We start from the raw sequence: 12,037 nt of genomic DNA on the forward strand, positions 1-12,037 counted from the left end.
CCATTCTATGAATACCTTTAAAATCTCAACTACTTCTATTTTAGTATTGTTAACAGTCGTTTTTATGGGCGCATCGTGTGTAAATGCAAACAACGACGATAAAAAGTCGTCGGATAAAGCTGCGGCTGCCGAGGGCCCAAAGCCCGTACTTCCGTACGATCTCGATAATCCTGTTGAATACAATATGCCTCAAAGCTTGTTCGAAATCTCTGGAATTACATTTCATAATGGCAACGCCAACAAGGTTTTTGCAATTCAGGATGAAGACGGCGATTTGTTCCACCTGGGTTTGACCGATAAGCAGGCGCAATCGACAAAATTTGGAGGGAAGGGCGATTATGAGGATTTGGCTATTGTGAATGATCACGTAATCATCTTAAAAAGCAATGGCGAACTGCACCATTTCCCGATTGCCGAGATTAACAAGGCCGAAGTTGCTGATGTAATTAAAACAAAAGACCTGGTACCAAAGGCCGAATACGAAGGATTGGCGGCTGATGAGAAAGCGGGCACAATTTATATTTTAACCAAGGAAGTAAAAAAAGGCAAGTCGAACCAAACGGATATCTTTTCATTTCAGTTTAATGGCGGCAAATTCGAACCGGGTGATACTTACGCCTTAGCAAATAAAGATATTGAGTCGGTATCTGGAGAATCGAAGGTAAAGTTCCGGCCATCGGCGCTAGCAAAAAACCCATCAACAGGCGAGTGGTACATCTTATCGTCGATTAACAAAATGCTCGTAACTACCGATGCAAATTTTAAAGTTAAAGCCGCATATCCGCTAAAAGGCGATCTTTTTAACCAGCCCGAAGGAATCGCATTTGATAAAGACAACAACCTTTACATTTCTAACGAGGGAGGAACACTATCGGCTGGTAATATATTGATGTTTAAATTGAAAAAGTAAAATAGTCCGAAAGTCAGGAGTCACCGGGATGAAATTTAAGATAAACAACTGATAACCATTGCTCCGATTATATGCTGCAAACTTTGACTCTACCCACAGTCCCATTTCCCCCTTCGAAGGGGGGCAGGGGGATGAATGTTGAAAGTGAGAAGGGATTGGTAAGCGTAAATTTAAATCAGAAAGCAGGTGATCATCCCCCAACCCCCTTCAAAGGGGGACGGCATCTATGAAAGGTAGAAACAATTGAGAACCAGTGCTCTGGTTAACGATTTGCAGGGCTAGTTTAAGCACAGTCCCATTTGCCCCTTTGAAGGAGGCAGGGGATGATTTTAAAATAAAGCACTGATAGCCAATGCTCTGGTTAACGATTTGCAGGGCTAGTTTAAGCACAGTCCCATTTGCCCCTTCAAAGGGGGACGGCGTCTATGAAAGGTAGAAACAATTGAGAACCAATGGTCTGGATAACGATTTGCAGGGATAGTTTAAGCACAGGCCTATTTCCCCCTTCGAAGGGGGCAGGGGGATGATTTTATAAACATATGAACAACAATAATTACAACCAAAAACTAAAAAGTTTTGCCAGGTCGCACCGAAAAGATGGCACCAAGGCAGAAATAAGATTGTGGTGCGAGTTGTTGAGAAATAAGCAAATGTTAGGGTATCCATTTTTAAGACAGAGACCAATTGGAGATTACATCGTTGATTTTTTCTCCAAGGATTTAAAGTTAATCATTGAGGTAGACGGTCTTACGCATAACTGGGCGGGTCAGTTTGAAAAGGATAAAAAACGCGAACTAGCCTTAATAGAATTAGGTTTTAATATAATAAGATTTAACGACAATGAAATAATGGATGATATAGAAAATGTGAATCGGACAATCCAAAATTATATATTGGAAAGAGAAGAGAGTCATCCCCCAACCCCCTTCGAAGGGGGACAGCATCTATGAAAGGTAGAAAGAATTGATAACCAGTGGTTTGGTTAACGATTTTTTGGGTCAGTTTAAGCACAAGCCTATTTCTCTCTTCCATGGGGCGGGGGTTTAATTTAATATCAAGAACTGAGAACCATTGCTCCGATTATATGCTGCAGAACTCTGACTCTACCCACAGTCCCATTTCCCCCTTCGAAGGGGGCAGAGGGATGAAATTTAAGATAAAGAACTGAGAACCATTACTCCGATTATATGCTACAGCACTTTGACTCTACCCACCGTCCCATTTCCCCCTTCGAAGGGGGCAGGGGGATGAATTTAATATCGAGAACTGAGAAACATTGCTCCGATTATATGGTGCAGAACTCTGACTCTACCCACATTCCCATTTCCCCCTTCGAAGGGGGCAGGGGGATGAAATTTAAGATAAAGAACTGAGAACCATTGCTCCGATTATATGCTACAGAACTTTGACTCTACCCACAGTCCCATTTCCCCCTTCGAAGGGGGCAGGGGGATGACTTTTGAAAACCACAAAAAATAAAAAGACAGCGCCCACTAATAACGGTTTGCGGTGCTGATCTTAAAATATTAAATTTAAACGGTATTATCAAGAATACGCTTACTATGATTAAAACATTTACCCTAGCTATAATCTCAATTTTAACCTTTTTCGTGGCTTCTGCGCAGGAAGATGTGAAATATCGGGTGATACTTTTTGGCGATGCTGGTGAAATGAATCCTGCACAAATGCAGGATTTAAAAAATGCTGCCAAACAGATCATCCCGAAAAAGACCACTGTGCTTTACCTCGGCGATAACATTTATCCCACCGGAATGGGTTTGCCGGGAAGTGTAGAAGAAGAAGAGACAAAGAAAATCCTGAGATCGCAATTTGAGCCGATGCGGGCGATGGGAGCGGCGGTTTATTTTTTGCCCGGCAATCACGATTGGGATAAATCGGGGCCAAAGGGCTTAGCCAAAATCAAGGCTCAGGATGATTACCTGAAGGCTCAAAATGATCCGTTATTAAAGCTCATACCCGACAACGGCTGTCCAGATCCTGTGGCAATAAAACTTACCGACAAGCTTACCATCATCGCTTACGACAGCGAGTGGTGGCTTTTTCCGTACAACAAATCAAACTCTGCGGGCGAATGTGAATGCCGCACAAAGGACGAAGTACTGGTACGAATGGAGCAATTATTAGAGCAAAATAAAGATAAAATGATTTTGCTGGCCTCGCACCATCCTTTTCAAAGTTATGGGCCGCACGGGGGCTACTTCAATTTACGTAACTACTTTTTTCCGCTAACCTCGCTAAATAAAAATCTATACATCCCGATGCCTGTTATTGGGGCGATTTATCCTTTGCTGAGGTCGACTTTATTGAGTCCTGAAGATTTAAATCATCCGGCCTATAAAGATATGATCAAATCGGTTACTGGCGTTTTTGGCGATTATCCGAATGTAACCTATGTTGCCGGCCACGAACATGGCTTGCAGCTTATAAAAAGCAAGCAACTTCAAATTGTAAGTGGTTCGGGTTCAAAAGTATCGCCCAATAAGCAGGGAAAAAACTCACTGTTTCACGAAATGCAACAGGGTTATGTGGTTGCAGATCAGCTAACGAACAACGATATGCGGTACGAATATTATATTTATTCCGATACCAGTGTAAAAAGGGTTTACAGCTATACCAAAAAGTTTGAAGTGATCCCGGCGAAAGTGAGGAACCGCGATAAGCCCATTACGGCTGATAGTATTTTTGTAAGGATTAAGCCTGAATACGATAGTGTAGGCCGGTTCCATCGGTTTCTGTTTGGCGAGAATTATCGCAAAGAATATGCCCAACGGACGAAGGTTCCGGTGTTGCATGTTTCAAAAATGATGGGTGGATTAAAAGCCACACAGCGGGGCGGCGGCAATCAATCTCGCTCATTGCGCCTCGAAGATAAAAATGGCAAAGAATATGTGCTGCGGAGTGTAGAAAAATACCCGGAAGTGCTATTGCCCGAAGGACTGAGAAACACTTTTGCCAAAGACATCATTAAAGATAACATGTCGGCCCAGCATCCTTTTTCGGCATTGGTAGTGCCCGAGTTGGCCAAGGCGGCTAATATTCCGCATAGCAACCCGATTATTGGCTGGGTTTCGCCAGATGATGGCCTTGGAGAGTTTGAATCGGCATTTGCAAATACGCTTTGCCTTTTTGAAGAAAGAGAACCTGTTGGCGAATCGGACAGTTCGCCCAAAATGGATAAGAAGTTAACCGACGACAACGACAACAAACTGGATGGCCCGGGATGGGTAAGGGCGAGAGCGCTTGATGTATTACTGGGCGATTGGGACCGGCACGAAGATCAATGGCGCTGGAAGGAAACGAAAACGAAAGACGGCTCAAATTATACCCCTGTGCCCAGAGATCGCGATCAGGTATTTTTTATGTCTGATGGTTTTATGCAACGTTACACGCAAAGCTCCTCTTTATTGCCTATGATGCAGGGTTACGAACGCCCGATTAAAAATATCAACTGGTTTTTATGGGAGGGAAGGGAAATCAGTAGCCGTTGGACAGCCAACATCGACGAAGAGGAATTTGATAAAATCGTTCGCGATTTCTGTGCAAACTATAACGATGAAGTGTTTGAAAAAGCCCTGCGCAAGCTTCCTGAACCGAGTTACTCGCTACATCACGACGTGTTTTTGGCAACCCTGCGCGAGCGTATTGCCAATATGCCTAAAATGATGAATGATTATTATCACTTCTTCAACCGAATTGTGGACATAGAGTTAACCAACAAGAATGAGCTGATTAAAGTTACCGACACTAAAAACGATGGGCTTCGGGTAAAAATCAATAAAATATCGAAAGAAGGGAACATCAAAGATGAATTATTCGACCGCAAGTTCGATCCGAAAGTTACAAAGGAGCTTCGCATTTACATGCACAATGGAAAAGATAGCCTCTTATTAGATAATAAAAATTCAAAGATCAAAATTCGGATTATCGGCGGCAAAGGCGACAAGTATTACGATTTTGCAAATAGTAACGGTAAGGTTAAACTGTATGGCAGAACCGACAAAGCAACCTACGAAGGCGAAGATAAAGATCGAATCAGAAAAATCATTTCAAATGATACGGCAAACTTCAGCTACATCCCGAAAGATATGTACCGCAGAAATTCGTGGCTGATCAATGCGGGTTACAATAATGACGATGGTGTTTTACTCGGTTTAATTTATAATCAAACCAACCCTGGGTTCAGAAAACAGCCTTGGGGAAACTCGCAAACCGTTTCATTTTTGCACTCATTTTCTACCCGGGCCTACCGATTTAATTATAAAGGAGAATGGTTAAAGGCCTTAGGTAAGGGCGATTTGGTAGTTAACGGGAATGTGTATGCACCAAACAATACACAAAATTTCTTTGGGCTTGGCAACGACACCCGTTTCGATGAACATGGCGATGATATTAAATATTACCGGGCAAGGTTTAGTCTGTATCAGGTTGATGCGGCGATACGTTGGCGGCGACCAAAATCGACGTTTTCTGTAGGCCCGTCCTATCAATATTACACATTTGATCAAGATGATAATCAGGGGCGTTTCATATTGGAGCAAAGCAAGTTGCACTCCGCCGATAGCTCAACGGTACGCAACGAGAAAATGTTTGCCGGGGCAACCGTTAACTTCATCAACAATACCCGCGATAATGATTTGCTGCCAACATTAGGAAGTTATGTCGATTTTAAGCTCGTAGGCTTTAAGGGCATCAATAAATATTCAAATTCGTTCGGTCAGTTTACGGGCAGCATTTCCCTTTATAAAAACCTCGATGGAAGAAAGAACTTCATTTTCGCCGATCGGTTTGGCGGCGGTTTTACCATAGGAAAGCCCGCATATTACCAGTCGCTGTTTCTTGGCGGGCAGGGCAATTTATTGGGTTACCGTCAGTTCAGGTTTGCTGGTGAGCACCTATTCTACAATAATTTAGAGCTCAGAGCCAAACTAGGTGATTTAGTAAGCTACGTTTTACCCGGGCAGGTCGGCTTATTAGGTTTTTACGATGTAGGCCGCGTGTGGAAGCGAAACGAAGTTTCGGATACCTGGCACCACGGCGTTGGCGGAGGGGTATATTTCGCTCCGGCATCACTCACAGTTGTTCGATTTATAGTGGGTCATTCTACAGATGGCTGGTATCCTTACGTTTCGCTAAACTTTAGGTACTAATATTGGTGCGATTGCTGATTGAGTGAACTGGTTGATTGTTAGATCCTGATAGCTATCTGGAGGTTAATTGTTTATAATTTTCTTAAATTTGATAGTAATGACTTACCAAGTAGATATATTAGATCCCAAGGCTGACAAGTTGCTACATGATCTTGCTGACTTAAAATTAATTGCTATTTCAAAAGCTTCTAACGATCCCTTTTTGACTATAGTTAATCGGCTACGAACAAATGCCGCTGTAAACCCGCCTACCTTACAAGAAATAACAAAAGAAGTTGAAAATGTAAGGTCAAAACATTATGCCGGTAAAAACAAGGCATAGAATTATTATTGATACAAATCTTGATCCTAATGCTAAAATTAGATCAATAGCATTAAGATTCCCGCCTGCGCGGGAATGACGACCTATGAATAGAAATGTGCCCACACGATAGAACCAACATGATAGACAGTAATACATAAGAAACAAATTGCTTTAAAAAAATTATAAGATTTGCTATGTACGCCATGCGCCCCCCTTCGAAGGGGGGAGTGCCAAAGGCATCCCTTTGGGAGGAGATGATCCAAGAAAATTCTTCTTCCTTGTGAAGATCCCGGTGTTTTTCGCTTGCGCAGCCCTTCCGAATAAGGTACGAACAAGTCTCTGAAAAGGGAGAATGATACAAGCGTTAGCCCAGACTTATAAATGATTATAAGCTATTGCAAACCAATGCCATTGCTACACTTCAGAAGGCACAATACGGCATTAAAAAACTTTAGGTACTAAATTTGCGTAACTTATTTAGAATCTCATCATCCAAGTATTACGTTAGGCAGACTAATGTTGCTTTGGGTAGTGCGTATCTTTGCAATGAATTAATAACTAATTACATAACCTTTAAATTTTACACTATAGCAAAACTTATACAATGAATACCAACGTAATAAAAATACATAAAAATGAATGTATAGGTTGCCAGGTAGAATCATCACTATCTTTTCGCCCCCTTGTGGAGTATTTAAAAGATAGATTGAAAACCGAGAAGTCAGTAAAATCAGAATTCTACAGGTTTTTACTTCAAAAAATTGAAAAAGATGAAATGCTTCTGAACAGCATCAGTGCAGAGGAATTATCGAAATACAAAGATACCTTAGAATTAATTTTTACGATACTTACGCCGCTAATGGGCGATGAGGAAGATTTGTTCTGGGCGTTAAGTACACCAATTCCTGATGAGATCTTTTTCAGTACAAATGCGTTCTATAAATTCTTCAAAGATCACGACCCTAAAAACAAGGTAAATAAAGATGGTGAGCCCGTTGAGAAAAAACAGCTCAAATTTATTTACAACATCATTTTAGATCGGTTCTATAATTTTACTTCCGTTTTAAGAAACGAAATTATTTATGGTCACATCAACGAAGAAAACAAGTTAACCCAATACTACAATATTCAAACCGATACCAGGTTTGTTAACATTAAGCATAAGGGAGATTTGCCCGAAATCAACTTTGAGGAGCTTGGGCGATATTTTCAAGACGATAACGAGTTAGAGTACCTTATAGATAACCTTCCCTTAAATAATTTTTGCTTCGAAGGCTTCAGTATTATATCCATTACCGATGTTACACTGCAACATTCTATCGACGGAATCCGCGATGCGTTAGTTAACCACAACTATCAATCTGAGGCTTATACACATGTTATACAGGCTTTAAAAAGCCTCAGCGGCGATGGCAATCTGCAGTTTGGCTTAATGCCTTTTTTAACCGTAAATGATAAACTTGTTTTCGATAATCAGGAGTTTTCGCAAAGCATGCTCATCAATTCGGCAAAAGCGTCAAACTTAGAAGAAGAAGTTTTTTACTCGCTCGTTGATAAATACAAGGAGAATCCGAGGGCAATTTTTGTAAGCTCCATTAACGATGATCAGATTTCAAAGGATCCTTTTTTAAGGGTGTTGAAAGCCGCCGGTGTTTGCTCATATTCGGTTTTACCCGTTTATTACAACATGCAATTGGCGGGCGTGCTGGAAGTGTATTCCGATCATGAAGTGGTAGTCGATGATAAACTATTGTCGCGGTTGCGTCCAGCAATGCCCCTAATTGGCCAGCTCTTCCAGTACAGCATTGAAGAGTTCGACGCGAAGATGGACGAGGTTTTAATGGATAAATTTACTGCCTTGCAACCTTCTGTTCAGTGGAAGTTTAACGAGGCTGTTTGGCATTTCCTGCAACAGAAAAACAACAACAGTAAAATTAAGGAAATTGAAACGGTAACATTCAGGCACATGTATCCGCTGTTCGGGGCTATCGACATTCGCAACTCTACAACTGAGCGCAATAAAGCCTTAAAAGAGGATTTAAACGTGTTGTTAAATAGCCTGATTACTGCATTAACGGCGATTAGAAAAACGGTTACTTTGGAGCTTACGGATAAATTGCTTTTTAACTGCAAAGACTGGATTGAACGAATCGGTAGTTTCGCATCCTCCAATGAGGAGAATCAGTTAAATGAGTTTTTAGAACTGGAAGTGTATCCGTTTCTGTCTATTATAAAGGGCAATTACCCTGAAACCGGAGAAATTGTTAATCAGTATTTTGAGGTAATTGTGCCCGAAACTGGAGCTGCATTTGCAAATAGAAGGCAGCTGGAAATTTCAATGCAGTTGATTAATACCGAGGTAAGCCAGTATCTCGAAAAATCGCAGTCGAACCTGCAGGCTTCTTATCCTTGCTATTTTGCAAAATTCAGAACCGATGGCGTCGAGTACGATATTTATATTGGGCAAGAGATTGCACCTGAGAAACCGTTCGATTTATTGTACTTAAAGAATATCCGTTTATGGCAATTAACATCCATGGTGGATATTGCTCGTTTATCTAAGAGTCTTATTGGCGAGATGCCGCGTCCGCTGGAGACCACCCAATTGATTTTTATTCACTCTAATGCTATCGACATCAGTTTTAGAAACGACGAACGCAGGTTTGATGTAGAAGGCGCCTATAACATCAGGTACGAAGTGGTGAAAAAACGTATTGACAAAGTTTTGATTAAGGGAACCAGCGAACGCTTAACGCAACCGCACAAAATTGCAATGGTTTATTTCAATCCTGATGAAGCTAAAGAATACCTTGAATATATCAAATATATGCAGGTTCAGGGCTACTTGAGCGATGATTTGGAACATCTTGAACTTGATGAGCTCCAAGGCGTTTCGGGGCTCAAAGCCTTGCGTGTTGGCGTAAAGTATGTTGATGGTAAAGAATCGGCAAAGAAATTAGAGCCAAAGGAGCTAAAATCTATCGAAAAGGAAATTGCTAAAATGCTGCAGAGTTAATCTGCCTCATTGCAACGTACAAAGCCTGTTGAATAACAAATTCAACAGGCTTTTTTGTGTGATTTAAGAATATAGATTTTCAAAAACATCAACAGCATTGAAGTTAAACTTTGCTGTCATCCTGAGGGGGAATTTTTCAGGAATAAAATCAATATAAGTGACGTAAATTATTCTTGCCGTCATTCCCGCGCAGGCGGGAATCTTAAAGCGTTGCGCTACTTTTTTTGCATTAAGATTCCCAGTCAAGCTGGTAATGACGACCGTTCATGTCGTATCTTATAAAACAGCATATTACTCAATCACGTCAATGGTAGGGGTGATTATTGGAATAAAATCAATATAAGTGACGTAAATTATTCTTGCCGTCATTCCCGCGCAGGCGGGAATCCTAAAGCGTTGCGCTACTTTTTTTGCATTAAGATTCCCAGTCAAGCTGGTAATGACGACCGTTCATGTCGTATCTTATAAAACAGCATATTACTCAATCACGTAAATGGTAGGGGTAATTATTGGAATAAAATCAATATAAGTGACGTAAATTATTCTTGCCGTCATTCCCGCGCAGGCGGGAATCCTAAAGCGTTGCGCTACTTTTTTTTGCATTAAGATTCCCAGTCAAGCTGGGAATGACGACCGTTCATGTCGTATCTTATAAAACAGCATATTACTCAATCACGTCAATGGTAGGGGTAATTATTGGAATAAAATCAATATAAGTGACGTAAATTATTCTTGCCGTCATTCCCGCGCAGGCGGGAATCCTAAAGCGTTGCGCTACTTTTTTGCATTAAGATTCCCAGTCAAGCTGGGAATGACGACCGTTCATGTAGGAGCTATAAACAGGAGGTTGCAGAAAACGTTAATGGTAGGCACGAAGTAAATCCCCAGGCGATGGAATGCGAGCTCCAATAAAGCACAAGCCCAAATGGGGATGTGAGCGGATAAATAAAGTAGTGCTGGTAGCGAACAGATTCTTCGTGCCTCAGAATGCCAAAAAAACTAGATTGCTGTGTCTGGCAAAATAACGCCGATGCTGAACTGAAGTTTGGCTACTACAAAAGTATTAATCGCGATACCTAACAGTTTTTAGTTTACTTTGGCGCCGAATAAAAAACCTCAAGATTGACACACATATACCCGAGTTTTTTAAATAACGAAACGATATGATCATTGAAATTACTGGTCGATTCTACACGGAGAATCCGGTCGCAATCAGCAAGGTCTACGTTCCAGTTAATCTCTGGCAACTTGTTGTTTAAGGTATTTGCGATACTCAATAACTCATCCTCATCGCCAATATTTGTTTTAAAAATAGAGATCATAAATTTATGGTTTGTTATTGGAGACGATCAACCACAAGAATTACTTTAAATTTTTTGAATTATTTTCAAGTGAATCGTTAAGTAATTGAAAAATGATGTTTATGCGTCAGATAACCAGCATTAACCTTGCATGGCATAACATTGAAGCGCAATTTCGTACTCTTCATTTGTCGGGATGACCAAAATTCTTGTTTTGGCATCATCAGCACTTACATCCATAATGCCGCCAGTGTAGCTTGAGTTTTTATCAGCATTTAAGCTGAGGCCAAGATAATCGAGTTCGCTGCAAACTGCCGCCCGCATTGCAGAATCGTTTTCGCCCACACCGGCAGTGAAAATGATGGCATCAATGCCATTTAATATTGCGGCGTACGCTCCTATAAATTTTTTAATTCGGTACGCATAAAGTGTCAGCGCTAAAATAGCTTCGTCGTTTCCATCCGATGCGAGCTTTCTAATATCTCGCATATCGCTTGATCCGCCAACACCCAAAAGCCCCGATTGTTTATTAAAAAGCGTGCTCAGTTGCGAAAGGGAATAGCCCGCATGTTCAATCAGGTGAAAAATTACTGAGGGGTCAATGTCGCCCGATCGTGTGCCCATTACCAGGCCACTTAAAGGCCCAAAGCCCATACTCGTATCAATTGATCTTCCATTTTTAATCGCAGTAATGCTGCAACCATTACCCAGATGGATGCTGATGAGTTTCGATTGCTTTTTATTTAGCCATTTTATTGCCTGCTCACTAACGTATTTGTGGCTCGTACCATGAAACCCATAAACCCGAATGCCATCTTGGCGATAATATTGATCGGGAATGGCGTATCGGAAGGCTTCAACAGGAATAGTTTGGTGAAAGGCGGTGTCAAAAACAGCAATTTGTTTACTGTTCGGAAAGGTTTTTTCGGCCACCTCAATGCAGTTTAAGTTGACGGGATTGTGCAACGGAGCGAGTGAAAAAAGTTTCTTTATCTGCGCCTTAACATCTGCGGTAATTAGCGTGGGGCCAGTAAAATGCTCGCCACCATGCACCACGCGATGGCCAACTGCGGCGATATCATCGGGACTATCGATAACAGCGTCTTTACCATCGATAAGCATGAACAGAACTTGCCTTAATCCCTCAGCATGATCGGAAATGGAACCAGACTTCTCCGTTACCGATTTTTCGCCGCCTTTAAAAGAAGTATGTTTGATGAAAGCGCCCTCAATACCGATTCGCTCTACCAAACCGCTACAAATAGGCGATTGGTTGGGCATTTTAAAAAGCTGGTATTTTAGAGAACTACTTCCAGAATTGATTACGAGAATATTCAT

The 12,037-nt window shown here is 41.4% G+C and carries 7 protein-coding genes; 5 read left to right on the plus strand and 2 right to left on the minus strand.

Translation table 11 applies throughout. The annotated features are described in order from the left end of the window. Positions 1 to 7: 7 nt before the first annotated feature. The 5 genes from IZT61_RS21405 to IZT61_RS21425 all read left to right on the plus strand — a co-directional run bounded on the left by IZT61_RS21405 (position 8) and on the right by IZT61_RS21425 (position 9,398). Entirely contained in the window at positions 8 to 910 is a 903-nt protein-coding gene (locus IZT61_RS21405; protein WP_196099029.1) for an SdiA-regulated domain-containing protein, read from the plus strand. Positions 911 to 1,449: 539 nt separating this feature from the next. Next, positions 1,450 to 1,860 (plus strand): endonuclease domain-containing protein, encoded by a 411-nt coding sequence (locus IZT61_RS21410; RefSeq protein WP_196099030.1) that lies wholly within the window; start codon positions 1,450 to 1,452, stop codon positions 1,858 to 1,860. 612 nt (positions 1,861 to 2,472) lie between these two features. Further along, positions 2,473 to 6,078 carry a BamA/TamA family outer membrane protein gene (locus tag IZT61_RS21415; RefSeq protein ID WP_196099031.1) on the plus strand — a complete coding sequence of 1,202 codons (3,606 nt, stop codon included), beginning with the start codon at positions 2,473 to 2,475 and terminating at the stop codon, positions 6,076 to 6,078. Positions 6,079 to 6,175: 97 nt separating this feature from the next. After that, complete coding sequence (locus IZT61_RS21420; RefSeq protein WP_196099032.1) at positions 6,176 to 6,400, plus strand: hypothetical protein; 225 nt, start codon at positions 6,176 to 6,178, stop codon at positions 6,398 to 6,400. 586 nt (positions 6,401 to 6,986) lie between these two features. Beyond that, entirely contained in the window at positions 6,987 to 9,398 is a 2,412-nt protein-coding gene (locus IZT61_RS21425; RefSeq protein WP_196099033.1) for a GAF domain-containing protein, read from the plus strand. A gap of 1,091 nt (positions 9,399 to 10,489) precedes the next feature. Here IZT61_RS21425 and IZT61_RS21430 read toward each other — a convergent pair. Both IZT61_RS21430 and IZT61_RS21435 read right to left on the minus strand, forming a co-directional pair. Beyond that, the gene (locus tag IZT61_RS21430; RefSeq protein ID WP_196099034.1) at positions 10,490 to 10,720 is read right to left on the minus strand and encodes a hypothetical protein; all 231 of its coding nucleotides are present in this window, start codon (positions 10,718 to 10,720) and stop codon (positions 10,490 to 10,492) included. Between the two features lie 120 nt (positions 10,721 to 10,840). Further along, positions 10,841 to 12,037: an acetate/propionate family kinase gene (locus IZT61_RS21435; RefSeq protein WP_196099035.1), complete on the minus strand. Its 1,197-nt coding sequence runs from the start codon at positions 12,035 to 12,037 to the stop codon at positions 10,841 to 10,843.

It is taken from the genome of Pedobacter endophyticus (assembly GCF_015679185.1).
GTDB classification, from domain to species: domain Bacteria; phylum Bacteroidota; class Bacteroidia; order Sphingobacteriales; family Sphingobacteriaceae; genus Pedobacter; species Pedobacter endophyticus.

Coding starts and splice junctions, on each gene's coding strand:
- IZT61_RS21405 (WP_196099029.1), top strand. CDS start 8: ATGAATACCTTTAAAATCTCAACTACTTCTATTTTAGTATTGTTAACA.
- IZT61_RS21410 (WP_196099030.1), top strand. CDS start 1,450: ATGAACAACAATAATTACAACCAAAAACTAAAAAGTTTTGCCAGGTCG.
- IZT61_RS21415 (WP_196099031.1), top strand. CDS start 2,473: ATGATTAAAACATTTACCCTAGCTATAATCTCAATTTTAACCTTTTTC.
- IZT61_RS21420 (WP_196099032.1), top strand. CDS start 6,176: ATGACTTACCAAGTAGATATATTAGATCCCAAGGCTGACAAGTTGCTA.
- IZT61_RS21425 (WP_196099033.1), top strand. CDS start 6,987: ATGAATACCAACGTAATAAAAATACATAAAAATGAATGTATAGGTTGC.
- IZT61_RS21430 (WP_196099034.1), bottom strand. CDS start 10,720: ATGATCTCTATTTTTAAAACAAATATTGGCGATGAGGATGAGTTATTG.
- IZT61_RS21435 (WP_196099035.1), bottom strand. CDS start 12,037: ATGAATATTCTCGTAATCAATTCTGGAAGTAGTTCTCTAAAATACCAG.